Annotated in this window: 24 protein-coding genes; 5 read left to right on the forward strand and 19 right to left on the reverse strand. The window is 65.6% G+C overall.

From position 1 onward, the window contains the following. Positions 1–54: 54 nt before the first annotated feature. A complete protein-coding gene (locus tag ACOGXC_RS10900) occupies positions 55–1203 on the reverse strand; it encodes an acyl-CoA dehydrogenase family protein (RefSeq protein ID WP_419918217.1) in 1149 nt (382 codons plus the stop codon). A gap of 79 nt (positions 1204–1282) precedes the next feature. On the opposite strand from ACOGXC_RS10900, the gene ACOGXC_RS10905 reads away from it, so the two are divergent. The 3 genes from ACOGXC_RS10905 (at position 1283) to ACOGXC_RS10915 (ending at position 3478) form a co-directional block, all read left to right on the forward strand. Continuing rightward, positions 1283–2062: an enoyl-CoA hydratase/isomerase family protein gene (locus ACOGXC_RS10905; protein ID WP_419918218.1), complete on the forward strand. Its 780-nt coding sequence runs from the start codon at positions 1283–1285 to the stop codon at positions 2060–2062. Between the two features lie 126 nt (positions 2063–2188). Next, the gene (locus tag ACOGXC_RS10910; protein ID WP_419918219.1) at positions 2189–3046 is read left to right on the forward strand and encodes a hypothetical protein; all 858 of its coding nucleotides are present in this window, start codon (positions 2189–2191) and stop codon (positions 3044–3046) included. Positions 3047–3325: 279 nt separating this feature from the next. Then, positions 3326–3478 carry a hypothetical protein gene (locus ACOGXC_RS10915; RefSeq protein WP_419918220.1) on the forward strand — a complete coding sequence of 51 codons (153 nt, stop codon included), beginning with the start codon at positions 3326–3328 and terminating at the stop codon, positions 3476–3478. A 92-nt stretch (positions 3479–3570) separates the two neighbouring features. Here ACOGXC_RS10915 and ACOGXC_RS10920 read toward each other — a convergent pair whose 3' ends face one another. From ACOGXC_RS10920 to purL, 5 genes are all read right to left on the reverse strand, one after another. After that, positions 3571–4464 (reverse strand): TIGR03619 family F420-dependent LLM class oxidoreductase, encoded by an 894-nt coding sequence (locus ACOGXC_RS10920; protein WP_419918221.1) that lies wholly within the window; start codon positions 4462–4464, stop codon positions 3571–3573. Positions 4465–4514: 50 nt separating this feature from the next. Further along, on the reverse strand, positions 4515–5576 hold the full coding sequence (locus tag ACOGXC_RS10925; RefSeq protein WP_419918222.1) for a hypothetical protein: 1062 nt from the start codon (positions 5574–5576) through the stop codon (positions 4515–4517). 94 nt (positions 5577–5670) lie between these two features. Then, positions 5671–6774 carry a phosphoribosylformylglycinamidine cyclo-ligase gene (gene purM, locus ACOGXC_RS10930; RefSeq protein ID WP_419918223.1) on the reverse strand — a complete coding sequence of 368 codons (1104 nt, stop codon included), beginning with the start codon at positions 6772–6774 and terminating at the stop codon, positions 5671–5673. A 23-nt stretch (positions 6775–6797) separates the two neighbouring features. Beyond that, the gene (gene purF, locus ACOGXC_RS10935) at positions 6798–8276 is read right to left on the reverse strand and encodes an amidophosphoribosyltransferase (RefSeq protein WP_419918224.1); all 1479 of its coding nucleotides are present in this window, start codon (positions 8274–8276) and stop codon (positions 6798–6800) included. A gap of 4 nt (positions 8277–8280) precedes the next feature. Next, positions 8281–10467, reverse strand: a complete 2187-nt coding sequence (gene purL / locus ACOGXC_RS10940) for a phosphoribosylformylglycinamidine synthase subunit PurL (protein ID WP_419918225.1) — start codon at positions 10465–10467, stop codon at positions 8281–8283. A 145-nt stretch (positions 10468–10612) separates the two neighbouring features. On the opposite strand from purL, the gene ACOGXC_RS10945 reads away from it, so the two are divergent. Beyond that, positions 10613–11011 (forward strand): hypothetical protein, encoded by a 399-nt coding sequence (locus ACOGXC_RS10945; protein ID WP_419918226.1) that lies wholly within the window; start codon positions 10613–10615, stop codon positions 11009–11011. On the opposite strand, the gene purQ is transcribed toward ACOGXC_RS10945, so the two are convergent. The 13 genes from purQ to dnaK all read right to left on the reverse strand — a co-directional run bounded on the left by purQ (position 11008) and on the right by dnaK (position 24013). Next, the gene (gene purQ, locus ACOGXC_RS10950; RefSeq protein WP_419918227.1) at positions 11008–11670 is read right to left on the reverse strand and encodes a phosphoribosylformylglycinamidine synthase subunit PurQ; all 663 of its coding nucleotides are present in this window, start codon (positions 11668–11670) and stop codon (positions 11008–11010) included. The two genes, ACOGXC_RS10945 and purQ, sit on opposite strands and share 4 nt — an antisense overlap. Before the next feature lie 64 nt (positions 11671–11734). Then, positions 11735–11995: a phosphoribosylformylglycinamidine synthase subunit PurS gene (gene purS / locus ACOGXC_RS10955; protein ID WP_419918228.1), complete on the reverse strand. Its 261-nt coding sequence runs from the start codon at positions 11993–11995 to the stop codon at positions 11735–11737. An 84-nt stretch (positions 11996–12079) separates the two neighbouring features. After that, the gene (locus ACOGXC_RS10960; protein ID WP_419918229.1) at positions 12080–12979 is read right to left on the reverse strand and encodes a phosphoribosylaminoimidazolesuccinocarboxamide synthase; all 900 of its coding nucleotides are present in this window, start codon (positions 12977–12979) and stop codon (positions 12080–12082) included. Further along, the gene (gene purB / locus ACOGXC_RS10965; RefSeq protein WP_419920065.1) at positions 12976–14469 is read right to left on the reverse strand and encodes an adenylosuccinate lyase; all 1494 of its coding nucleotides are present in this window, start codon (positions 14467–14469) and stop codon (positions 12976–12978) included. The genes ACOGXC_RS10960 and purB overlap by 4 nt, the downstream gene beginning before the upstream one ends. A gap of 25 nt (positions 14470–14494) precedes the next feature. Then, complete coding sequence (gene purE, locus ACOGXC_RS10970; RefSeq protein WP_419918230.1) at positions 14495–14950, reverse strand: 5-(carboxyamino)imidazole ribonucleotide mutase; 456 nt, start codon at positions 14948–14950, stop codon at positions 14495–14497. Then, complete coding sequence (gene purD / locus ACOGXC_RS10975; protein ID WP_419918231.1) at positions 14947–16242, reverse strand: phosphoribosylamine--glycine ligase; 1296 nt, start codon at positions 16240–16242, stop codon at positions 14947–14949. Before purD ends, purE begins: the two co-directional genes overlap by 4 nt. 150 nt (positions 16243–16392) lie before the next feature. Continuing rightward, positions 16393–17679 (reverse strand): adenylosuccinate synthase, encoded by a 1287-nt coding sequence (locus tag ACOGXC_RS10980; protein ID WP_419918232.1) that lies wholly within the window; start codon positions 17677–17679, stop codon positions 16393–16395. A gap of 22 nt (positions 17680–17701) precedes the next feature. Continuing rightward, on the reverse strand, positions 17702–18748 hold the full coding sequence (egtD, locus tag ACOGXC_RS10985; RefSeq protein WP_419918233.1) for an L-histidine N(alpha)-methyltransferase: 1047 nt from the start codon (positions 18746–18748) through the stop codon (positions 17702–17704). Between the two features lie 30 nt (positions 18749–18778). Continuing rightward, a complete protein-coding gene (gene egtB / locus ACOGXC_RS10990) occupies positions 18779–20071 on the reverse strand; it encodes an ergothioneine biosynthesis protein EgtB (protein WP_419918234.1) in 1293 nt (430 codons plus the stop codon). 110 nt (positions 20072–20181) lie between these two features. After that, a complete protein-coding gene (locus tag ACOGXC_RS10995) occupies positions 20182–20514 on the reverse strand; it encodes a heat shock protein transcriptional repressor HspR (RefSeq protein ID WP_419918235.1) in 333 nt (110 codons plus the stop codon). 67 nt (positions 20515–20581) lie between these two features. Beyond that, complete coding sequence (locus ACOGXC_RS11000; RefSeq protein ID WP_419918236.1) at positions 20582–21481, reverse strand: DnaJ C-terminal domain-containing protein; 900 nt, start codon at positions 21479–21481, stop codon at positions 20582–20584. A gap of 16 nt (positions 21482–21497) precedes the next feature. Further along, the gene (locus ACOGXC_RS11005; protein ID WP_419918237.1) at positions 21498–22166 is read right to left on the reverse strand and encodes a nucleotide exchange factor GrpE; all 669 of its coding nucleotides are present in this window, start codon (positions 22164–22166) and stop codon (positions 21498–21500) included. Further along, positions 22163–24013 carry a molecular chaperone DnaK gene (gene dnaK, locus ACOGXC_RS11010; protein WP_419918238.1) on the reverse strand — a complete coding sequence of 617 codons (1851 nt, stop codon included), beginning with the start codon at positions 24011–24013 and terminating at the stop codon, positions 22163–22165. Before dnaK ends, ACOGXC_RS11005 begins: the two co-directional genes overlap by 4 nt. A 160-nt stretch (positions 24014–24173) precedes the next feature. Between dnaK and gpmA the strand changes: the two genes are divergently transcribed. Then, a complete protein-coding gene (gpmA, locus tag ACOGXC_RS11015) occupies positions 24174–24941 on the forward strand; it encodes a 2,3-diphosphoglycerate-dependent phosphoglycerate mutase (RefSeq protein ID WP_419918239.1) in 768 nt (255 codons plus the stop codon). Positions 24942–24971 lie beyond the last annotated feature (30 nt).

The following is a 24971-nucleotide window of genomic DNA, read 5'->3' on the forward strand; positions in this document are numbered from 1 at the left end:
TTCCATCGCCACCGCCCCCTACTCGTCCAATCCCAGTTCCATCGCCGCCACCCCCTACTCGTTGGCCTGCGAGGCGGTGACGTCTTGGCACAGGCGATTGGCGATACCCAGGCGAAGCACCTCGGAAGCCCCCTCGTAAATCCTCATGGGTCGGGCCTGGCGGTAGTAGCGCTCAATGTCGGAGCCCTGCACCAAACCCCACCGCCCCATGACCTGCACGCATCGGTCCACCACCCGGCTGGCCGCTTCGGTGGCGGCCAGCTTGGCCAGCGAGGATCGATCCAGATGGGCCGAGGGGTCTTGGCGGGCCGCCTCGGCGGTGGCGTAGGCCAGCAAACGGGTGGCCTCCAACTCGGCCCAGGAGTCGGCCAGGAGCCCGGCCACCGGCCCCAGCCGCACCAGGGGGCGACCGAACTGCTCGCGGGTGGCGGCGTGATCGGCGGCACAGGTCAAGGCCCCGTCCATGAGCCCGACCGCGGCTCCGGCCACCGATATGCGGAACACCGACAGGGTAGCCAGTACATGACGAAACCCGGTGCCGGGCTCACCGAGGCAGGCCGAGGCGGGCAGGCGCACCCGGTCGAAGGTCACTTCACCCAGTACGTGAGGGGCGATTATCCGTGGGGAGGGCTCGACTGCCACCCCCGGGGCATCGGCGGGCACCAGCACCAACGAGAAGCGGTCGCCCTCCCGGGCCATGGTGGTGTAAAAGCCGGCCGCACCCCCGTTGGAGATGAATGACTTGACCCCGTTCAGCTCCAGCTCGGTGCCATGGTCGACCAGCGTGGTTCGAATCGCCCGGAGGTCGGACCCGGCCACCGGCTCGGTGAGGGCCAGAGCGGCCAGCACATCGGCGGTGGCCACTCGGGGCAACCAGTGCCGGCGCTGCTCGCCGGTGCCGGCCAGAGCGATGGCGTAGCTGCCGATGCCCTGAAGGGCGAACAGCGAGTCGAGATGCGAGGAGGCCCGCATCAGGACCTCCCGAACCACGCACACCGCCAGCGGGTCCACCCGCTCGTGGCGACCACCGTGGGCGGCGGGCACCATCAGCGAGCACAGGTCACTGGCCCGCAACACTTCGAGGGTGGGTTGATGAACATGGCTGGATTCGTCGGCCTCCGCGGCGAACGGCCTCACCCGGCGGGCCACCTCCTGGGCCTCCTGCTGGATGGCCAACATGTCGGGGTCGAGCTCAAAGGCCATACGATGCCGGACAGTACGCGCTGCGTGAAAGGAAGACCACCGTGAACAACGTCATATTCGAAAGAAAAGGCCGCATCTTATGGATGCCGTGAACGACATCATCGTCGATAGGAAAGACCGCATCGTATGGATAAGGCTGAACCGGCCCGAGCGCCTCAACTCCTACGACCGCAACACCATCGATGAGATCATCACCGCATTTCGAGAGCACATGGATGCCGGTGTGGTGGTGATCACCGGGCAGGGGCGGGCGTTCTGCGCCGGTGGATACCTGGCCAACCTGGCCGAGGCCGACTTCTACGAGCTGCGAGGTATGTTCTACGGCTCGCTGGAGTTGTTCGATGCCATCCGCAACGCCCCCATGCCGGTGATAGCCGCCGTGAACGGCCCGGCGTTCGGAGGGGGCAACGAGCTGGTGGTGGCCTGCGACTTCGCCATCGCCGCCGCCTCGGCCGAGTTGGGCCAGACCGGGGTCAAGGTGGGCAGCGCCCCGGTGCTGGGGGGCACCAACCTGCTGGCCATGACCATCGGGGAGAAACGGGCCAAGGAGGTAGCTTTCTTGTGCCGCCGCTACACCGCCCAGCAGGCCCATGACATGGGCTGGATCAACGCGGTGGTGCCCGACGACGAGCTGGAGGCCGAGGTCCAGCGATGGTGCGACGAGCTTCTGGCCATGAGTCCCCGCTACCTGGAGGCCGCCAAGATCAGCTCCAACGTGTACTGGAACCAGCTTCGCGACAACATGGCCTCGGGACTGGGGATGCTGGCTCAAGCAATAGGGTCGCCCGACATGATCGAGGGAGCCACCGCATTCATGGAAAAGCGCCGCCCGCAGTTCCCCCCGCGAGCTGCCCGATGAAACGGAACACGGATCCCCGAACCGGCACAAACCCCCCAACCACCAACCCAGGAACAACCCGATGAGCACGAGCACCGGCCCCCGAACCGGCACAAACCCCCCAACCACCAATCCGCGAGCTGCCCGATGAGCACGAGCACCAGCAAGCAGACCGAGGTGCTGGCCACAGGGCGGGGGCGGGTGATGTGCATGGACTCGGCCTACGACGTGGACGCGACCAACCGGGGGCGGGACGTGTGTGTCAACTCGTCCTACTGCGGGGTGCTGCCCGCCCGGTTCATTGCCGAACACCGGCCCCGGGCCGCCATCGGAATGGACTGCGGGGTGGGACCGGAGGGCTCAGCCATTGCCGGACTTTGGTACCTGGAGGCGCTGGGGGTGCCCGCTGCGGCCGCCGATGTGATGACCGCCCACCTGGGCGACGGAGTGCACCTGTTCGAGAACGGGGTGATCAGCTTCGCCAACCAGCCGGCCCTCGACTGCGGGGTGACCGCGGGCATGGCGGTACGGGAGGCAGCCCAAGCGCTGCTGGATAACGACCCGATCGCAGCGGGGGCGGCCGAGATAACCAACCGCACGGTGATGGAAACCACCCCCGACGGGCGCTGCGTGGTGGCGGCCGACTCCATAGCGTTCGGCACCAGCGAGGACACGGGTCGCAACGTGCTGGTCACCGCCGGTCACACCGGCCGCTCCGCGGTGCCTTACCTCCGCCGGATCGCACCGTTCGGGTTCATATGCTCCGACGGTGGCCGGGGCTTGGAGGACTCGGGCCTGGCCGGCCTGTACATCGTGGAAACCGACGGCCTGGCCGGGGCCACCGTGGATGCCCGCCGAGCCCGCATGGGCAGCGGCCTGTCCCACTACCACGACGGCATCATCTCCGCCGCCAACACCCTAGCGGTAGCCAGCGGCATCGAGATCGGCATGCCCTGCCCCCAAGCCGCCCATTTGCTGCTCAACCGAACCACAACCAATGACTGACGGGGTGGTTACTCGAAGGACTGCATGGCTTCAAGACGCAACCGTCACAACCCATAAGTACTGGTGGAATGCATGGCTTCAAGACGCAACCGTCACAACCCATAAGTAGGGTGACCGAGGTGGTAGGTCAACCATTGCGTTACCCCCATGCGATTCCAATCGAAGCTTTAGTAGCCCAAACCGGCATACCAGGCTGCCCCGAAAGCGTGGAGGAGGCTGTAAAACAGCTCCTGGAGAAAGAGGCAACAGCCCAGGCCGCGCCCAGCCGCTGAGACCGGTATGAACCAGATCGTTTTCAGGCTCTTGTTCCCCTCCGCCCGAGATGCCGATCCCCTCTTCGACGGCTCCAAGGATGAGGTGCTTGCCTACCTCAAAGGCAGAGCTCCCCAAGTGGAGCAAGCCCTCCACCAGCGCCGCTCCTGCACCGAGTAGTTGGCCTTCACCGGAGCTGGTGATCCTTCAGGTGGGTGCGCTTGCCCGAGCGGAGGGCAGGTGAACAAGGTGGGCAGGTGAACGAGCGGAGGTCAGGTGAACAAGGTGGGCAGGGTATCCACGTGGTGAAGCCATTCGTCGGCGGAGCGGGCCAGGGGTACCAAAAGCACGTGCTCCAGTCCGGTGTTGATGTAGGGGGATAGCACCTCGGCCATGTGGTCAACGTCGCCCACCACCATCTCGCGATCGCCGTAACCGTCGCCCACCACCGACCAGCGACCGGCGGTGCTCAATTCTTCACCCAGGCGAAGCTCCATATGGATGGAGATGGTGGTTTCGCCGGGGAAGCGGCCGAGGCGGCGCTGCTCGGCCCGCAGCATCTCCAGGCGATCGGCGAACACCCCGGGCGGGGCCCACGTGCCCATCCAGCCGTCGCACCGGGCGGCCCGGCGGAGCGCCCCGGGTGACGATCCGCCGATCCAGATGGGTACGGGCACCGCGGGCCGGGGGTTGATCCGAACCCCGGTGAAGCTGAAGTGCTCGCTGCGGTACTCGGTGGCCCCCGACCAGGCCGCCCGCCACCCGTCCAGGTAGTCGTCAAGCCGCGGGGCCCGGCGGATCATGGGCACGCCGCAGGCCTCGAACTCCGCCTCCAGCCATCCGGCACCCACCCCCAAAATGGTGCGGCCCGGTGCCAGCCAGTCGAGCGTGGCCCACTGCTTGGCGAAATGCATCGGGTTCCGGTACGCCGGAACCAGCACCGACGTGCCCAGACCCACCCGCTGGGTGTGGGCCGCCACCGCAGCCAGCAGCGGAACCGGCTCGGGGAAGAACGAAGGCATGCCCTCCAAGTCAACGGGCACGGCCACATGGTCGGCTACCCAAACATCTTGGAACCCCCCGGCCTCGGCCCGCCGGGCCACCTCCACCAGCAGATCCAGCGAGGCGGCCCGACCGAGCTGGGGCAGATGGATACCCCATTTCACAGAATGCGCTCCATCACAGGATGCCCCATTTCACATCGGTATCGGGCACATCAATACCGGTAGCGGGGCCAGGGCGGGTGGATCGAGTACTCCACCACTCCGTAGCCTCGCTCGCCGGTCTCCACCACCTCGAAATCGAAGAACGGCTCGTGGCAATCGAGTCTGACCTCGGCATCGTTCTCGTCGCGCATCAGCCCGTTGCGCGTGTGGGCATGCTTGCGACCGGTGCGAACGGTGAGCACCTCGCCGCTGGTGGTCTCGAAGGTCATGTCGAAGGCCATGGCCGTGCGCTGGTCCTCCTCCAGGCGGGGCACGCAGGTGGCCGACCGCAGCGGCCGGGTGCCACCGGCATCGCCGATCCAGCCCCCCACCGCGGGGGTACCATCGGGCAGCGGCTGGGTGGGGCTCATCCATCCGAAGGAGTTGAGGTGGCGGTCGGCGAGTTGCACCGATGGCCAGAAATGCCCCCACGACTCGGCCTGGGTGCGGCGGTGACGCACATCCCAGGGACCGGGACGCTCGAAACGGTGGGTCCAGGAGTGGTCCCGGTGTGACCAGCACGCCACCGGACGGCGCTCCCCGGCCCGCGGACCACCCCGGGTTTCCAGCTCACCCCGGCACACCAGCGCCTGCTCGTAGTGACCGCCGTAGCCCTCGTAGGCCCCCAGCGGGTTCCCGCCCAGGCAGTGGTTGTAATCGAACACGCCGAAACGGTCGTCGAAGGTCAGATCAAAGCCGAAGCGGGGGGCATCGAGCTGCCAGCGATAGCGGGCAAACGGCTTCTCAACGGAATACGACAGCCGGCCATCGCCCAACACCGAGAACATCGGATCGGCCTCGAGTGGTTGGCGGGAGGCCCACTGCACCGCCATACCGTCGATGACGTAGAACGCGCTGGCCCGCAGGTAGCCGTGCGACAAGCTGGCATGAATATGGTTGATACCGAAGACATCGGCATCCCGGTCGCAAACCGAGAACCAGAAGTTGTCGCTCCACAGGGCACCGCCGGACGGCGGCGGCCTATGGAGGTACTCATCGGAGTCGCTGAGCGGCGCTGAAGGACTACTTGGCATCAGGGGACTCATGGCGCTGAGGGGCATTGAGAAACTCATGGCGCTGAGAGACTACTTGGCATCAGGGGACTCATGGCGCTGGGGAACTACGTGGTGTGAAGGGACGGCGCGGCACTGTCCGGCTATCAAGGGGCTACCAAGGCCCGCCGGGTTCCCCCACGAGCCGGACCCGGCCTTCGCCCTTCTCGACGGCCCCCACCACCGTGGCCCGGTGACCGCCGGTTCGCAGCAGATCGATGGCTCTGGTGGCATCGCGGTCCCGCACCACCACCACCATTCCCAACCCGAGGTTGAACACCCGAGCCATCTCCTCATCGGCCACCCCACCGATGTGCTTCAGCTCGGCGAACACCGGGGGCTGCTCCCAACAACTCCGGTCGACAACGGCATCCACCTTGCCCGGCAGCACCCGGGCCAGGTTGCCGACGATGCCCCCTCCGGTCACATGGGCGATGGCCCGGGCCTCGACCTTGGCCAGCATGGCCCCAACCGCGGGGGCGTAGATCACCGAGGGCAGCAACAGCTCATCGGCCACCGAGTGCGGGCTTCCCTCCCAGGCGGGGTCGTCCAAGCCCCTGCCTGCCACCTCGAAGTAGAGCCGGCGAGCCAGGGAATAGCCGTTGCACCGCAGTCCGGGCGACGGCAGACCGATCAGCGTGTCACCGGGGCGCACCTGAGTACCGGTTATCAGCCGGGACCGTTCCACCACTCCCACTGCGAACCCCACCAGCTCGAACTCATCCCCCGGTTCCCCCGTGCCTGGGTCCCCAGCCCCTTGATGATCACCCTCCTGGTTGGGACCGGCGGGGGGATGCTCGGCCATCTCCCCACCGATGAGCGCGCAACCCGCCTGCCGGCACCCATCCACCACCCCTATGACCAACTGCTCGATCCGCTCGGGATCCAGCTTGCGGACCGATATGTAGTCGAGGAGAAAGAGAGGCTCGGCCCCCTGGCACACCAGGTCGTCCACGCACATGGCCACCAGGTCGATGCCGATGGTGTTGAACCGACCGGCCGCCGAGGCCACGTAGGCCTTGGTGCCCACCCCGTCGGTGGTGGAGACCAGCACCGGCTTCTTGTAGCCGTGGTGGGTGAAATCGAACAGCCCCCCGAACCCGCCGATGTCGCCGACCGCCTCGGGGCGAAACGTGGAGCGCACCCTCTGCTTGATGCGCTGCACCGCATCCTCACCGGCGGCGATGTTCACCCCCGAGGAGGCGTAGGTCTCAACCACCGGCGACTGCCCCCAACCGGACCTCAACCACGACTACCGTTCATGGGCCTCACATCCACCGGATAGTCCCCGGTGAGGCAGGCATTGCAGAAACCGGCACCCACCGCCCCGGTTGCCGCGGTCAGCTCCTCCATCTCGATGAAGACCAGCGTATCCGCACCCACGTAATCCACCATCTCGGCCACGGAGAGGCGGGCGGCCAGCAGCTCGGACCGGTCGCCGGTGTCCATGCCGAAAAGGCAGGGCCAGCGGTAGGGGGGAGAGGTTATGCGCAGGTGAACCTCGGCGGCCCCCGCCTCCCTGAGCATTGCCACCAGGGCTCGGGTGGTGGTTCCCCGAACGATGGAGTCGTCCACCACCACCAACCGGTTGCCCTTGATGTTGTCCCGCAGGGGGTTGAGCTTCATGCGTACCCCCAACGACCGCATCTGCTGGCTGGGGGCAATGAACGTCCTGCCGATATAGCGGTTCTTGACCAGACCCTGACCGTAGGGAATGCCGCTGGCCCGGGAGAACCCCTCGGCCGCGGGCAAGCCCGATTCGGGCACCCCCATCACCAGGTCGGCATCCACCGGGGCCTGACGGGCCAGCAGCTCCCCCATGCGCACCCGGGCGTGGTGCACGCTCTGGCCGTAGATCACCGAATCGGGCCGGGAGAAGTAGACGAACTCGAATATGCACAGGCGGGGATCCACCCGATCGGTGGGAAACGGGTGGTTCGACCGGACCCCATCGCCGTCGATCACCACCATCTCTCCCGGGGACAGCTCCCGCACGAAATGCGCACCCACGATGTCCAGCGCCGGTGTCTCCGAGGCCAGAACCCATCCCCGGTCGAGCCGACCCAGGCACAGGGGGCGAAAGCCGTTGGGATCCCGCACCCCGATCACCCGCTCCTCATCGGCGAGCACCAGCGAGAAAGCCCCTATGAGCCGGGGCAATACCCGCTCCAGGGCCCGCTCCAGAACCCGGCCCCGGACCTGATCGGACGGAGCCATCGCCGATATCTCCATTTGAAGCAGCTCGGCAATCAAGTTGCTGTCGGAGCCCACCATGCCGGGCAGGATCGACGTCTCGGTGGCCAACGACCCCGTGTTGACAAGGTTGCCGTTGTGGCCCAGCACGAACTGGTGGTTGGCCGTGCTGCGATACACCGGTTGGGCGTTCTCCCACGAACTGGTGCCGGTCGTGGAGTAGCGGGTGTGGCCGATACCCAAAACGCCCCCCAGGGTGGCCAGCGTGCGCTCGTCGAATACCGAGGCCACCAGGCCCATGTCCTTCACCACGGTGATGTCATCGCCGTTGCTCACCGCGATCCCTGCCGATTCCTGGCCCCGGTGCTGCAACGCGTGGAGAGCCAGGTAGCTCAGATGAGCAACAGAATCGCTCGGGGCGTAGATTCCCACCACCCCGCAGGCTTCCCGGGGAGAGTCACTCGTACAGGGAGTGACCGGCTCTACTCCTGGCACCCCCCGGGGGGGCTCATCCACGGGAAGAGCCACTGCCCTAGTTTGTCATGGCCGATTGCCGGCGGGAAGTCAACTCGGCAATTCCCATATCGACCAGACCCTTGATTGAGAAACGGTCACCGGTGGCCAGGCCCATGCGAGTGACGGTCACCCCGGCCGCTCCGGCCATCTCCTCGACCTCGGGCAGCAATTCAGGATCCACCGCGGCCACCACCCGGGAGGAGGCTTCGCTGAACAGCTCGGCGTGGTTGTGAATGCGAGCCCCCCGAAAACCCACCCCGGAAGCGGCGGCCATCTCGGCCAGGGCCACCCCCAATCCCCCGCCGGACACGTCGTGGACCGCCGACAGCCGGTCGCCGGCCACCAGGTGCCTGACCAGCTCGGCCACTCGCCGGTGCTGGTCGTAGTCCACCGGAGGCAGGATCCCCCGCTTGTGGCCCGCGGTGGTCGCGGCCCACAAAGATCCCGACAAACCGGGCTCGCCGGTGCCCAGGACCACCACCCGCTCGCCTTCCCGCCAGGCCAGGCCGGGAGGTATGCGGGTCAGGCTGTCGATGATCCCCAGGAGGCCGATCACCGGAGTGGGATCGATGTTGTGGTCATGGAATTCGTTGTAAAGGCTGACGTTACCGCCCACCACCGGGATGTCGAAGGCCCCGCAGGCCTCGGCCATGCCGTCCACCGCCTCGGAGAGCTGCCACATGACCTCGGGATGCTCGGGGTTGCCGAAGTTCAAGCAGTTGACCAGAGCCAGCGGGCGAGCTCCCACGCAAGCCAGGTTGAGCACCGACTCGGCCACGGTCATGGCCGTGCCGGCCCGGGGGTCAACCGCGCACCAACGGTGGTTGCCATCGACGGTGAGGGCCAGCCCCCTTCCGGTATCGGCACCGGTGGTGGGGTGCTTGAGCCGCAGAACGGTGGCATCCCCACCGGGGCCGACCACCGTGTTGCAGAACAGCATGTGGTCGTACTGGCGGTAGACCCACGAAGGGTCGTCCAAAAGATCCAGCAGGTCGGCGGCCAGGTCAGCGGGCGGGGGCAACCGCTCGGCTCCATCGGCCCGAGCCTTTTGCCAATCGGTTGGGGGGCGGCGAGGCCGGTCCAGCAGCGGGGCCTCCTCGTGCAGGGAAGCCGCCGGCAGCTCCCCCAGCACCGGACCATCGATTCCATCCCTGACCCGGAGCTGCCCGCCCGCGGTGACCCGCCCAACCACCGCGGCCCGAACGTCCCAGCGGTCGCAAATGGCCAGAACCTCACCCAGGTCGTCGGGAGCCACTATGGCCAGCATCCGCTCCTGCGACTCGCTGGTAAGCACCTCGAAGGGTTCCATGCCCGGCTCCCTTTTGGGCACCGCCGCCACATCCACGTCCATACCCACCTGGCCCCGGGACGCGGTCTCGCTGGTGGCGCAGGTGAGTCCCGCCCCCCCGAGATCCTGGATACCCACCACCAACCCGGCATCCAGCAGGGCCAGGCAAGCCTCGATGAGACGTTTCTCCTCGAACGGATCCCCCACCTGCACGCTGGGGCGCTTGGTGGCCTGCTGCTGCTCGTCGCCGAAGGAAGCGGAGGCCAGCACGCTCACCCCACCAATACCGTCACGCCCGGTTGCTGCGCCCAGAAGCACCGCAAGATTTCCCTCACCGCTGGCCCGGCCAAGCACTAACCGATCGGCAGGCATCAACCCCAGACACAGGACATTCACCAACGGGTTGCCGGCATAGGTATCGTCAAAAACGGTTTCACCACCCACAGTCGGCACCCCCACCGCGTTGCCGTACCCCGAGATACCCGACACCACTCCCTCGGCAATCCAACGGCTGCGGGGGTCATCGGGACACCCGAATCTGAGCGAGTCCATAACCGCCACCGGGCGAGCCCCCATGGTGAAGATATCCCGCAGAATACCGCCAACCCCGGTAGCTGCCCCCTGGTAGGGCTCGATAGCCGACGGATGATTATGGCTCTCAATCCGGATGGCAGCAGCAATGCCATCGCCAACATCCACCACCCCGGCGTTCTCACCGGGACCAACCAGTACCCAGGGTGCCTCGGAGGGCAACCGGCGCAGATGGAGTCGGGAGGATTTGTACGAGCAGTGCTCCGACCACATCACCGCGTACATCGCCAATTCGAGAGGGTTCGGAGGACGTTTCAGAATGTTCCCAATGGCATCGGCCTCTTCATCGGTCAACCCCAGTGACCGGTGCAGCGGCTCGTTCATCTCGAATCTCCTGACAAGGTCGGAGGCACTAAATCCTCATGAATTGGATAGTTTGCCGAAAAACTTGAAATGGGACGCAAAACATAGTTGTATATTCGGACGTACAGCAGTGCAATCACTACTGCAACCCAAACCAGGAGGCATAATGGTTTCTGAGGAAGTAAAAAGCGCTCGAGCGATCGGGCAAGCGCAGGGCCGCCAGGTCAGCCGTTACTTGAATGCCCTGGATTCGACCAAGCCCAAGCGGGGCAGGCAACGGTCCACCGAGAAGATGGAGGCTCGCAGGGACGAGCTCCCCGGTGAGATCGCTCAGGCCAAGCCGCTCAAGCGTGTTCATCTCATCCAGGAGCTCATGGATATCGAGGCCGAGTTGGCCAAGGAATCCGACCCGATGGACATCAGCAGCGCGGAGGGAGATTTCATCGCTATCGCTGCCGACTACAGCCAGCGCAAGGGGATTTCCTACGCCGCATGGCGTGAGATCGGGGTTCCCGCCAGCGTGCTGAAGTCTGCGGGAGTGCCCCGCACTCGCTCATCCGACTAACCGTCACCGAGCAACCCTTTCAGTAGGGCAACACCGTCGGTGCTGCCCAACAACGGGTGAGCGGCCCGCTCGGGGTGGGGCATAAGACCCACCACGTTGCCTTGATCGTTGCAAATCCCGGCGATATCGGCGGTTGACCCGTTGGGGTTGTCCTTATAGGTCAACACGATCCGGTTCTTGTCATGCAACTCGTCCAAGGTTACCTTGGAGCAGATGTAGTTACCTTCGAAGTGGTTGATGGGGATGTTCAACTCGTCGCCCTCCTTCAGTGCCCGAGTCAGTACCGAATCGGTTGAAGCAACTCGCAGCATTGCGTTCTGGCACAGGAACTTGAGTCCTCGGTTCTTGTAGAGGGCACCCGGCAACAACCGAGCTTCGGTGAGTATCTGAAATCCATTACAGATGCCCACGACCGGCCCACCGTCGTGAGCAAAGCGTTCCACCGCCCTCATGATCGGGGAAAACCGAGCCATTGCACCGGTACGGAGATAGTCGCCGTGGGCGAACCCCCCGGGTAGCACCACTGCGTCGGCATCTCCCAAATCCGTGTCCTTGTGCCAGAGAAGCTTGCCGGACCCCCCAATCGAATCAACCGCCTCCACCACGTCGTGTTCACAGTTGGAACCGGGAAATACCACCACACCGACCGTGATGGTCACCACCACACCCCCACTGCCGTTGAGACGAGTGCCATGCTTCCCCGATAGTGGTTGGCGAATGCCGTCACAAGGCTTCCCCGATAGTGATTACCGCATCCTCGATCACCGGATTGATCAAGAAGCGCTCGCACATTGCTTCGACTTGCCGGCGGGCATCGTCCTCATCGACAGCGTGCAGGGTGAACCTCAGACACTTGCCCACCCGAACGCCGCTCACTGCGGTAAAACCCAGCGCCGGTAATGCCCGCTCGATGGTCAACCCCTCGGGGTCGGCCACACCTTCCCGAAGCCTAACCTCAACGGATACATGGAAAATCCCGGTCACGAGAACCCGTTTCCCCCAGGCCAGTCACAGAAAATACCAGTCACGAGAACCCGTTTCCCCCGGGCCAGTCACAGAAAATACCAGTCACGAGAACCCGTTTCCCCCGGGCCAGTTGGCGAAGCTCCGGCCGGTGATGATCTCGTAAGCGCTTACATAGCGGGCCGAACTGGCCGCCACCACCTCATCGGGCAGCGCCGGTGGCGGGTACTGCTTGTCCCAGTCCAGCGTGCTGAGGTAATCGCGCACGGGCTGCTTGTCGTATGACGGGGGCGTGGCTCCCGGCTTCCAACCATCCACGGGCCAGAACCGGGAGGAGTCGGGAGTGAGAACCTCATCGGCCACCACCAGAGTTCCGTTCACCAACCCCATCTCGAACTTCGTGTCGGCAATTATTATGCCCCGTTGCGCGGCGGTCTCGGACGCCCGGCGATACAGCTCCAGCGACGCGCTCCGGGCCTGTTCGGCCAGGTCGGGACCCACCAACTCCACCGCCCGGTCGTAGGAGATGTTCTCATCATGACCGGACTCGGCCTTGGTCGAGGGGGTGAACACCGGTTCGGGCAACTTGGCGGACTCCAGGAGCCCGGCCGGCAGGCGCTGACCATGCATGGTTCCCCGGCTCCTGTACTCCCGCCAGGCCGAGCCGCTGAGATACCCCCGGACGATGCACTCAATGGGCAGCATGTCGGCCCGGTGGCACAGCATGGCCCGGCCGTCCACCCCATCCACCCGGGCCTCCTCGGGCAGATCGGCCCAATTGGTGGAAATCAGGTGGCTGGGGAGCACATCGGCCAGGGTCTCGAACCAGTAGGCCGACATGGCGGTCAACACCCGCCCCTTGCTGGGGACGGGCTCGTTCATGACGACATCGAAGGCCGAGATGCGATCGGAAGCGATCATCAAAAGCCGGCCGTCACCAGCATCGAAGATGTCGCGGACCTTGCCGGAATGAACCGGTGGGAGATTGATGTTCAAAGATTTCAAAGGATCGACTCCGGCTGGTAATGGGCGGTATCAGGATGTTTCTCAGCCAGGAGTTCAGCCTGCTTGGCAAACTCCCGGGCTTGGGTGGACGCGGCCCCGCACAGGCGCTGCTTGTAGTGGACAACGTCGCCGAGCTGGTCCCTGGTCAAGCAAAGGCGCGGGTCGCTCTCCAGAGAATCCAGCAGATCCGGTACGTCAACGGATGAGCCCGCCGCCCGCACTCCCAGCGGGCGGGAACTCATTTTCGAGCGGTACCCAACAAGATGCTCCGTGATCGCCCGATGGGCTTCCTCGCGGTTCGCCCCGGCCCCGACCGCGGCCATCAACAACGGGGTGGCCAACAAATCCGGTATGTACATGGTGAGTTCGGCGTCGATCTCATCACCGAACACCTCCAGCTCGTTCAGCACGGTCAGAGCCGCCTCGAGTTGGCCGTCGAGAGCCAGAAAAGCTCCGGGCAGGGCCACTCGCCGCACCACCGAGCAGCTCACATCACCCTCGTTCCATTGGTCACCCACCAGGGAGGCAACCATGTCGGCGTACCCCTGCACCACGATGGAAAGACCGCAGATGCGCTCGCAAGTGCGGGCGTTGCGCTTGCCGGGCATGGCTGAGGAGCCCACCTGGCCGGCTCTGAAGCCCTCGGAAATCAGGCCGTGGCCAGCCATGAGCCGGATGGTTCGGGCCAGGTTGGCGGGGGCCGACGAAACCTGCACCAGCGCCGAAACCACGTCATAGTCCAGAGATCGGGGATACACCTGCCCCACGCTTCCCATCACTGCCTCGAAACCGAGGCCGGCCGCCACCCTTTGTTCCAGTCCGGCCACCTTGTTGATTTCTCCGGGCTGCATGTCCAACTGGTCTTTCTGGATACCCATGAGCACGTCCAACTGGTCCTGCTGGGTTCCCACCGGCCCCTTGAGACCGCGCAGCCGGTACCGACCCAGCAGATCCTCCAGGCGGTCCAGGGCAACCAGCGCCTCCTCGCCGTAGTTGGCAAAGCGCTTGCCCAGGGTGGTGGCTTGGGCGGGCACGTTGTGGGAACGACCCACCATCACCAGTTCGGCGTGCTCGGCGGCTCGGCGGCCCAGGGCGCAAATCACCGCCACCAGCTTGTCCCGCACCAGTTGCAGGGAATCCCGGATCTGGAGCTGTTCGATGTTCTCGGTCAGGTCGCGCGATGTCATCCCCTTGTGGATGTGCTGATGACCGGCCAGAGCGCAGAACTCCTCAATGCGGGCCTTGACATCATGGCGGGTGACCCGCTCCCGCTCCCGGATGGAGTCCAGATCAACCTCATCCATGACCGCCCGGTAAGCCTCGACGACCCCATCGGGCACGCCGACCCCGAGATCCTGCTGGGCCTCCAGAACCGTCACCCACAGGCGACGTTCGGCCATGACCTTTCCCCTCGGCGACCAGATGGTCACCATCGCCGCACTAGCGTAACGATCAGCCAGAACGTCAGGAATATGGTGGTTTTCAGCCACCCCCGGAGTGAGCGGCAACGCCTTTTCAGCCACCGGCCGTCTCGGTGCGCCGGGCGGCCAGGCGATCGGCCAGTTCGGGGTCGGATACCGCCAGGATCTGAATGGCCAGCAAAGCAGCATTCATGGCTCCGTTGATGGCCACGGTGGCCACGGGCACTCCCTTGGGCATCTGCACGGTGGCGTACAGGGCATCAACCCCGTTCAGCGCCCCGCCGGCCAGGGGAACGCCAATCACAGGCAAGGTGGTCTGGGCCGCGGCCGCGCCGGCCAGGTGGGCGGCCATGCCCGCCCCGCAGATGATCACACCAAACCCGGCGTCGCGTGCCCCGGCCACGAACCGGCGGACCTTCTCGGGGGTCCGATGGGCCGACATGACCTCCCAGTAGCACTCCACCCCGAACTCCTCCAGCGTGGCGCGGGCCGGCTCCATGGTGCTTTCGTCGCTTTGCGACCCCATGATGACGGCAACTCTCAAGCTCATCCGACCCCTCCCGAAGCGAGGCTATCCACCGCAGCAGCGGCAATATCAAAGCGAACGTAGCGGCCCGGCCAGCGGATGTGCGCGATGCCCGCATAGGCCCTATTTCTGGCGGTAACCAGGTCGGGACCTTGACCGGTTACGGTCAGCACCCGACCCCCGGCTGTGAGCATGCTCTGACTAAGCATACTCTGACCGGCCCCGCTGGGCGCACCACCGGTAACACCACCCCCGGGCATCGAAGACACCCCGGCGCAGAACACGGTCACGCCCTCCTCCGCGCCGGCAGCATCGATGCCGGTGATGATGTCTCCGGTTCGGGGGGATGCGGGATACCCCTCGGCGGCACAGACCACGGTGACCGCGGCGTCGTCGCCGTAAACCGGGGGCTCCCCCAGCACACCGGCGGCCGCGCCGGCCAGCAGATCGGCCAGATCCGACCGCAGCCGGGGCAGCACCACCTGAGCTTCGGGATCACCGAAACGGACGTTGTACTCCAGCACCTTCATGCCCTGGGGGGTGAGCATCAAACCGGCATACAGCACACCCCGGTAGTCGATACCCCGCCGCCGAAGCTCGGCCAGCGTGGGCAGCACGGCGCGGTCCATGACCTCGGCCACCACCTCGTCCCCGGCCACCGGCACTGGGGAGTACGCCCCCATGCCCCCGGTGTTGGGACCGGTATCACCCTCGCCGATGCGCTTGAAATCCTGAGCCGGGGCCAGGGGAACAGCGTGGCGACCATCGCACACCGCCAGCACCGACAACTCGGGACCGGTGAGCCCCTCCTCGATCACCACCCGCCGGCCGGCATCCCCAAAGGCCTGCCCCGACAGGTAGGACCGCACGGCATCAACCGCCTCCCCCCGATCCTCGGTCACCAGCACCCCCTTACCCGCGGCCAGACCGTCGGTCTTGATCACGAACAGATCCCCCATACCGTCGAGAAACCGGATGGCCTCACCCGGCTCGGTGAACGAACCGTGACCGGCGGTGGGCACCCCGGCGGCCACCAGCAGCTCCTTCATCCACGCCTTGGACCCCTCCAGGCGGGCCCCGTCGGCACCGGGGCCGAACACCGGACAACCCGATGCCCGCAACTCATCGGCCAGACCGTGCACCAGGGGGGCCTCGGGCCCGATCACGTAGAGGTCGGCTTCGATCTCGTTGGGTGGTGCCGGGGTGGAACCCGCGATACCAGGATTACCGGGGGTGACCACCACATCGCACGACCGGCCGAGCACATGAGCCAGCGCATGCTCCCGGCCGCCCCCTCCAACCACACAAACCTTCACAGGACCAACCCCCACTGCCCCCCGCACACAACCCCGACCCGGCCCAACCAACCGCTCAACGCACCAACCCCCACTGCCCCCCGCACACAACCCCGACCCGGCCCAACCAACCGCTCAACGCACCAACCCCGACCCGGCCCAACCAACCGCTCAAGAAACCGAGCTGTAGGGGAGGAACTGATCCCGGCCGGGGCCCACACCCACCAGGGAGGCGGGCACTCCGGCTTGTTCCTCGATAAAGCGCAGGTAGTCATCGGCCGCTGGTGGCAGCTCGGAGCGATCGCTGACCCCGGTCAGGCTGGTGCGCCAGCCGGGCAGCTCCTCATAAACCGGTACCGCCCGATGGAGTTCCGACTGGTGGTAGGGCAGCGAGTGATGACGCTCGCCGTCCACTTCGTAAGCCACGCACACCTTGATCGGATCCAGAGCGTCCAGCACGTCCAGCTTGGTTATGGCCAGATCCGACAGTGAGTTCACCCGCACCGCGTGGCGCAGCATCACCATGTCCAGCCACCCGCACCGGCGGCGGCGCTTGGTGTTGGTGCCGTACTCGTGGCCCACCTCCACCAGATGGTCACCGATCTCGCCGGTCAGTTCGCAGGGAAAGGGTCCCGAACCCACCCGGGTCACGTAGGCCTTGGTCACGCCGATGACCCGGTTGATGTGCCGGGGGCCGATACCCGCACCGACGCAGGCCCCCCCGGCCACCGGGTTGGAGGAGGTGACGAACGGGTAGGTGCCGTGGTCGAGATCCAGAAAAGTGGCCTGGGCCCCCTCGAGCAGCACGTTTTGGCCTGCTTCCAATCCATCGTGGAGCAGCCCCACCGTGTCGGCGATGTGCGGTGCCAGCCGGGGGCCGCACACATTCAGGTAGTGATCGGCCACCGTGTCAAGATCGAACGGCAACCGGTTGTACACCTTGGCCAGCAGCGGGTTCTTCTCGTGCAGGACCACGCCGAGCTTCTCCCGGAAGATCTTGGGGTCGAGCAGATCCTGGAGCCGCAACCCGACCCGGCTGGCCTTGTCGGCGTAGGCCGGACCGATACCCCGCTTGGTGGTGCCCAGCTTGTTGCGCCCCAGGTGCCGCTCGGCCACCACGTCCAGCGTCTGGTGATAGGGGAGGATGAGGTGGGCGTTCCCACTCACCCGCAGTCGATCGCAGTTGACTCCCGAGGCGGCCAGGCCGTCCATCTCGGCGATGAGCACCACCGGATCGACCACGACCCCATTACCGATGATCGGGGTGACATGGGAATAGAGCACGCCGCTGGGAACCAGTTGGAGCTTGAAGGTCAGCCCGTCCACCACCAGGGTGTGGCCCGCGTTGTGCCCTCCCTGGTAGCGCACCACCATGTCCATTTCGCGGGCCAGGAGGTCGGTGAACTTGCCCTTCCCCTCATCACCCCATTGCGTCCCTACGACCACCGTTGCTGGCAAAACGCTACCCCGTCAGCGTGGCTCACGAACCGACACTACTGGCACCATACTCCACCATCCGGGAAAGGGTCAGGGCGTAGTCACCCCGGGAATCGGTCCACAGGTGCTCCATGACCAAACCCACACCGGCCAACTCCGGGCCGATGGCCTCGGGGCGGAACTTGGCGCTGATCTCGGTCCGCATACGCTCACCCTGGGCGAAGTCCACGGTCATGCCCAACCCCTTGATGGTCACCCGCTGGGGGCGGCGGGACCGCAGCCACATTTCGACCCACAGTTCGTCGGGATCGAAACGAGCCTCGTGCTCGAACTGCCCGAGGTCGAAGTCGGCATCCAGCCGGCGGTTGATCACCGCCAGCACGTTGCGGTTGAACGCCGCGGTCACCCCCTCGGGATCGTCGTAGGCCGCGATCAGCCGGTCGTGGTCCTTCACCAGGTCGAAACCCAGAAGGAAGGTGTCCCCCGGGATCATGGTCGCCGCCACGGTGGCCAGGAAGTCTTTCCGGGCGGGCGGGGTGAAATTGCCGATTGTGCCCCCCAGAAGCATGATCAAACGGCACCCACCTTGAGGGATGTGGGCCAGATGGTGTTCAAAGTCGCCAACCACCCCATGAACTTCCAGCCCCTCGTAGGCCGCTGCCAGACCAGCGGATGCGTTGCGCAGCGTGGCCTCGCTGCTGTCGAACGGCACGTAGCGGCGCAGCCGGCCGGTGGCGGCCAGGGCATCCAGCACGATCCGGGTCTTCTCCGACGTACCCGAACCCAGCTCCACCACGGTATCGGCCCCCGACCGTTCGGCAATGGCGTGCACCTCGCGCTCGAGGATTTCCCGCTCCCGCCGGGTCGGGTAGTAGTCGGGCAGCCGGGTAATCCGGTCGAACAGCTCGCTGCCCCGGTCGTCGTAGAACCACTTGGGGGGCAACTCCTTGGGCCTTGAGGTTAGCCCCTCGGCCACATCATCCCTCAGCGCCCGGTCAATCCAGGCGCGATCCAGATGGATGTCGATTAGCGGTTCGATCACGCAGCATCCCCAGCACGAACGTCGATTACCGGTTCGATCACGCAGCATCCCCAGCACGAACGTCGATTACCGGTTCGATCACGCAGCATCCCGAGCCAGGCGCAACCCCGAGAAGTGCCAGCGGGTGTGAGGGTGGAAGAAATTGCGGTAAGTGGGCCGAATATGCCCTGGCGGGGTGACGCAGGCCCCACCCCGGAGCACGAACTGATTGACCATGAACTTGCCGTTGTACTCCCCCACCGCACCGGGAGCGGTCCGGAATCCGGGATAGGGGCCATAGGGGCTGGAAGTCCACTCCCACACATCCCCGTAAAGCTGGTCCAGGCCCGAACCTGGCTGGGCCCGAACAGGGTGCCACCGGCCCCGGTCACCCAGATTGCCTCTCGGCTCCTGCCCGGCCGCGGCGTGCTCCCACTCGGCCTCGGTGGGGAGCCGGGCACCGGCCCAGCGGGCGAAGGCATCGGCCTCGTAGTAGGACAGGTGGCAAACCGGCTCGTCCAACGACAGCGGCTGCAACCCGTGCAGGGTGAACACCCGCCAGCCCTCATCAGGATGGAAGTCCCAGTAGGAGGGCGCTTCCCAGCGATGCTCCAGCCGCTGGTGCCAGCCGTCCGACAACCACAAAGTGGGGGTTTCGTAACCACCGGCGGCCATGAACTCCAACCACTGGCCGCAGGTCACCAGCCGGTCGGCCAGAAGGTAGGAAGGCAGGATGGTGCGGTGGCGGGGGCTCTCGTTGTCGAAGGCAAAACCGTCGCCGTCATGGCCCACCCCGATCTCGCCGCCGGCAAAGCGGGTCCAACCCCCAGCCGATCGACCGGGGGCCGCCGAGACTGCCGAGACCGCCGAGACTGGGGGCGACTCCGGTAGCTCCTGGTAGGCGGGCCACAGCGCCCGGTTGGTGGACAGGACATGCTTGATGTCCATGAGCAGCAATTCCTGGTGCTGCTGCTCATGGTGCAGACCCAAGGTCACCAGATCGGCGGCGGGGCCATCCAGCGACCGGGCCAGCAGCTCGGCCATGGCCAGATCCACGTAGGCCCGGTAGGAGTCCACCTCCGCGCACGACGGCCGGGAGAGGTTGCCGCGTTCGGGTCGGGGATGCCGCCGGCCCACTGTCTCGTAGTAGGAGTTGAACAGGTAGCCGAAGGCCGGGTCGAAATCGACATAACCATCCAGATGGGGTTTGAGCAGGAAGGTCTCGAAGAACCAGGTGACATGGGCCCGATGCCACTTGGTGGGGCTCACGTCGGGCATCGACTGGATGCACTGGTCTTCGCTGCTCAACGGAGCGGCCAGCGCATCGGTGTACGACCGAACAGCTCGGTAGGCCACCAGGAGGTCGGGAACAAGGGTGGTGGTTACAGGCACGGATAGGACATTGCGATGGGGGCTGGACCCAACCTTACCGCCCCCGGCCCGGACTTTTCGACTCAACAGGGCCCAGACCCAACCGCCTGGGGATGCCGGGACTTTTCGACTCAACCCCTGCGATACAGCACTATCTCGGCCCGCCGGGACTCCAATTCCCGGGTGAGGCGCTCAACTTGGGCCTTGAGCTGGGCAACCTCGGCTTCGAGGGCCAGTACCTGCTCCACACCATCCAGGTTCATACCCTCGCTGGTCAGCTCGTACACCCGGCGCAGCTTCTCGATGTCCGCGTCGCTGTAGCGCCGGCTCCCCCCACCGGTGCGAGCCGGCTGAACCAAACCCCGGCGATCGTAGATCCGCAAGGTTTGGGGATGAATGCCCGACAGCTCAGAAGCCACCGAGATGATATAAACCGCACGATCCCGGCCGCGAGGATCAATCATGACTGCTTCCCCATCGTTTTATCGAAAACGACGACATAAACCGCACGATCCCGGCCGCGAGGATCAATCATGACTGCTTCCCCATCGTTTTATCGAACGCCTCCAGGGCCTGGCGTTGCTCGTCGTTCAGCTCACTGGGCACCTCCAGAACCACCGTCACCAGCAGATCGCCGGTTCCCTTGCCGGTTTTTACCCCCCGACCCCGCACCCGCAGAACCCGACCGGGCTGGCTACCGGGGGGCAGGCGCAGCCGCACCGGATCACCCTCGAACGTGGGCACCGATATATTCGCCCCCAGCGCAGCCTGGGTAAACGTCACCGGAGTGGTGACGGTTAGGTTCTTGCCCTGGCGACCGAACACCGGGTGGGGGTTGACCTTGACGGCCACATAAAGATCGCCGGGGGGACCACCGTTGACCCCCGGCTCCCCCTTACCGGCCAGTTTGATCTTCTGGCCGTTGTCGACACCGGCGGGGATCCGCACCGAGATAGAGCGACTGGCTGGGCCGGTAACCCCGCTCAGCACCACATCGGTGGTCAAACCCTGCACGGCATCGGCAAAATCCAAAACCAGATGGGCTTGGATATCGTGCCCCCGCATGGGCCGAGTATGGCCGCTGAACGGGGGACCGCCCTGGTCGAAGCGGCCACCGCCCACTAACGCCGAAAAGATGTCAGCCAGGTCCCCCTCCATGGTGAACCCGCCCGGCCCGGCTTGAAAGTTCATCGGCCCCATGTGGCGCACCTGGTCGTACTGGGCCCGACGCTCGCCATTGCCGAGAACGTCGTAGGCCGCCGACACCTCCTTGAATTTCTCCTCGGCTCCCGTGTCACCGGGATTGGCATCGGGGTGGAACTTGCGGGCCAACTGGCGGTAGGCCTTGGTTATCTCCTTGTCGGATGCGGACGGAGATACACCGAGCACCTTGTAGTAGTCGGTCTCCAACCACTCCCGCTTGACATCCATGACCTCGGATAATCCTCTAGCCGCGAACCTTCACCATTGCCGGCCGCAGCACCCGGCTGTTCCACCGGTAACCGGCCCGCAGGACTTCGGTGATCACCGCCCCTCCATCACCGGGCTCGTGGACAACGGCCTCGTGGCAGTTGGGATCAAAGGCCTCGCCCAGGTCTCCCACCCGGGCCAGACCCTCTCTTTCCAGCGCACCGAACAACGCGTCCCTGATGGGTACGACATCCTCAGCCCCCTGGGCTACCGCCGCCTCGCAGGCATCCAGCACCGGTAGGATCTTCTCGGCCATATCGGCCGCGGCCATGGCAACGGTGTCCTGCTGGCGCTCGGCCGCCTTACGGCGGTAGTTGGCGAACTCGGCTGTCACCCGCTGGAGGTCGTTGAGGTAGCCATCCCGCTGGGCGAGCAGCTCCTCCACCGAGGGCAGCGGCTCACCCCGGTCCATGACCTTTTCGGAGACGACCTCTTGGCCCGCGACCTCCTCGGCGGCGACCTCTTGGCCCGCGACCTCCTCGGATGCTGATCGGCCTCGATCAGAGGGGTCCGCAGCCGGCTCTTTGCCAACCCGATCCCCGGCCGGTGGATCGACCGCCGACCGACCCCGATCCCCGGCCGGTGGGTCGACCGCCGACCGATCCCGATCCCCGGATGGCGGATCGGTGCCGAGCACTTCGCTCACCGGGACTCCCCGTCATCTTCCTCGATGATCTCGGCATCCACGATGTCGTCTTCCTCGACCGAGCCATCAGCCCCGCCATCGGGATTGAAACCTCCCGGCGCGTTGGTGGCCGCGGCCTGCTCGTACATCGCGGCCCCGATCTGCTGGCTGATGACCGACAGCGCCTCGGTGGCTGAGCGCATGCCATCCAGATCCTTGGCCTCGATGGCCGACTTCAGCTCACCCAGCTTGGCCTCCGCTTCGGATCGGCGGTCGGTGTCCAGCGAGTCACCCGCTTCGGCCAGCAGCTTCTCCACCTGGTACACCAGGCTGTCGGCGTTGTTGATCGCCTCGGCCTCCTCCCGGCGGCGGGCATCCTCGGACGCATGGGCCTCGGCATCGGCGATCATCTGATCGATGGTGCTCTTGTCCAACGAAGTCTGCCCGGTGATGGTGATGGACTGCTCCTTACCGGTGGCCCGGTCCTTGGCCGACACATGGACGATCCCGTTGGCGTCGATGTCGAAGGTGACCTCGATCTGGGGTACCCCCCGGGGGGCGGGGGGAAGGTCCACGAGCTGGAACTTGCCCAGCGTCTTGTTGTAGCCGGCCATCTCGCGCTCACCCTGAAGCACATGGATCTCCACGGTGGGCTGGTTGTCGTCAGCGGTGGTGAACACCTCGGTCCGGCGGGTGGGGATGGTGGTATTGCGCTCGATGAGTCGGGTCATCACTCCCCCCTTGGTCTCTATGCCCAGCGACAGCGGGGTCACGTCCAGGAGCAGCACATCCTTGACCTCACCCTTGAGCACGCCGGCCTGCACCGCGGCGCCCACTGCCACCACCTCGTCGGGATTGACCCCCTGGTGAGGCTGGGTGCCGGTCATGCCGGTGACCAGATCCACCACCGCGGGCATCCGGGTGGACCCGCCCACCAGGATCACGTGATCCACATCGCCGGAGGACAACCCGGAATCGGAGAGGGCCTGCTCGAAGGGCTTGCGGCACCGTTCCAGCAGGTCGCTGGTGAGGTCCTGGAACTTGGCCCGGCTCAGCTCGTAGTTCATGTGCAGGGGACCGGCATCGGTGGCGGTGATGAACGGGAGGTTCACGCTGGTGCTCTGGGTTTGCGACAGCTCGATCTTGGCCCGCTCCGCACCCTCCTTGAGCCGCTGCATGGCCATGTTGTCCTTGCTCAGGTCCACCCCGTGGTCGTTACGGAACGAGTCCACCAGCCAACCGATCACCCGGTCGTCCCAGTCGTCGCCACCCAGGGCGGTGTCACCGCTGGTGGATTTCACCTCGAAGACCCCGTCGCCGATCTCCAGCACCGATACATCGAAGGTGCCCCCGCCCAGATCGAACACCAGGATGGTCTGATCGGTGTCGCCCTTGTCGAGCCCGTAGGCCAGGGCGGCCGCAGTGGGCTCGTTGATGATCCGCAGCACCTCCAGCCCGGCGATGGTGCCCGCCTCCTTGGTGGCGGTTCTTTGGGCATCATCAAAATAGGCTGGGACGGTGATGACCGCCTCGGTCACATCGGTGCCCAGATAGGTCTCGGCATCCCGCTTCAACTTCTGGAGGACACGGGCCGAGATCTCCTGGCTGCTGTAGTCCTTGCCATCGATGCCCACCGACCAGTTGGTGCCCACATGGCGCTTGACCGAACGGATGGTGCGATCGGGGTTGGTGATGGCCTGGCGCTTTGCCACCTCCCCCACCAGCACCTCCCCCTCCTTGGAGAAGGCCACCACCGAAGGGGTGGTGCGAGATCCCTCGGCGTTGGCAATCACCGTGGGCTCACCCCCCTCGAGCACGGCCACAACGCTGTTGGTGGTACCCAAATCGATACCGACAACCTTTCCCATCTTGTTTGACTCCTTGTCAGATTTGGCCCTGGGGTTTGATTACCAGGGTTTGATTACCGGGGTTTGATTACCAGGTTTGATCCTGTGCCTCCTATGCTACCCCTATGTTTGGCATATGGCAAAACTTGAGTGATATTCACTAAGGGTTTATATCGCTACCATGACCGGCGTGCACCCCACCATGTTGATCCTGCTCCGTCACGGGCAGAGCCAATGGAACGCCTCCAACCGGTTCACCGGCTGGTACGACTGCGACCTGACCCCCAAAGGTGAGGCCGAGGCCCGGGCCGGGGGGTCGGCTCTGGCCGAAGCCGGAATCCGGCCCGATGTCGTGCACACCTCGGTGCAGACCCGGGCCATCCGTACCGCCGAGCTGGCTCTGGCCGAGATGTGCCGATCCTGGGTACCGGTGAAACGACACTGGCGGTTGAACGAGCGCCACTACGGCGACCTCACCGGGCTGGACAAGACCGATGCCCGCAAAACCCACGGGGAGGAGCAACTCCATGCTTGGCGCCGGGGGTATCGCACCCCGCCCCCGCCCATCGCCGACGACAACCCGTGGAACCCCAACCACGATCCCCGCTACGCCCACCTCCCGCCCGAGGTGATCCCCCGAAGCGAGTGCCTGGCCGACGTGGTGGAACGGCTGCTGCCCTACTGGTACGACGCGGTGATCCCCGATCTGCGGTCCGGCCTAACAGTGCTGATCTCAGCCCACGGCAACAGTCTGCGGGCGCTGGCCAAGCATCTCGACCGGATCGACGACGACACCATTGCTGAACTAAACATTCCCACCGGTATGCCGCTGGTGTACGAGCTGGGGCCGGACATGACACCGGTTGAGGCGGAAACGACGCTCGCCCGCTCACTCGACCCGGTGGCGGCAACCGAAGCCGCCGCAACCGTGGCCAAGCAAGCGGGCTGAGCACCAGCGGCCCCGGAACCGCCCGGAGGA

It is taken from the genome of Candidatus Poriferisocius sp. (assembly GCF_965202595.1).
Lineage (GTDB): Bacteria > Actinomycetota > Acidimicrobiia > Acidimicrobiales > Bin134 > Poriferisocius.

Bases quoted from the DNA above. Each gene is read 5' to 3' on its own strand.
- ACOGXC_RS10900 (WP_419918217.1), bottom strand. From the start codon at position 1,203: ATGGCCTTTGAGCTCGACCCCGACATGTTGGCCATCCAGCAGGAGGCC.
- ACOGXC_RS10905 (WP_419918218.1), top strand. From the start codon at position 1,283: ATGGATGCCGTGAACGACATCATCGTCGATAGGAAAGACCGCATCGTA.
- ACOGXC_RS10910 (WP_419918219.1), top strand. From the start codon at position 2,189: ATGAGCACGAGCACCAGCAAGCAGACCGAGGTGCTGGCCACAGGGCGG.
- ACOGXC_RS10915 (WP_419918220.1), top strand. From the start codon at position 3,326: ATGAACCAGATCGTTTTCAGGCTCTTGTTCCCCTCCGCCCGAGATGCC.
- ACOGXC_RS10925 (WP_419918222.1), bottom strand. From the start codon at position 5,576: ATGAGTTTCTCAATGCCCCTCAGCGCCATGAGTCCCCTGATGCCAAGT.
- purL (WP_419918225.1), bottom strand. From the start codon at position 10,467: ATGAACGAGCCGCTGCACCGGTCACTGGGGTTGACCGATGAAGAGGCC.
- ACOGXC_RS10945 (WP_419918226.1), top strand. From the start codon at position 10,613: ATGGTTTCTGAGGAAGTAAAAAGCGCTCGAGCGATCGGGCAAGCGCAG.
- purE (WP_419918230.1), bottom strand. From the start codon at position 14,950: ATGAGCTTGAGAGTTGCCGTCATCATGGGGTCGCAAAGCGACGAAAGC.
- egtD (WP_419918233.1), bottom strand. From the start codon at position 18,748: ATGCTGCGTGATCGAACCGGTAATCGACGTTCGTGCTGGGGATGCTGC.
- ACOGXC_RS10995 (WP_419918235.1), bottom strand. From the start codon at position 20,514: ATGATTGATCCTCGCGGCCGGGATCGTGCGGTTTATATCATCTCGGTG.
- ACOGXC_RS11000 (WP_419918236.1), bottom strand. From the start codon at position 21,481: ATGGATGTCAAGCGGGAGTGGTTGGAGACCGACTACTACAAGGTGCTC.
- dnaK (WP_419918238.1), bottom strand. From the start codon at position 24,013: ATGGGAAAGGTTGTCGGTATCGATTTGGGTACCACCAACAGCGTTGTG.
- gpmA (WP_419918239.1), top strand. From the start codon at position 24,174: ATGACCGGCGTGCACCCCACCATGTTGATCCTGCTCCGTCACGGGCAG.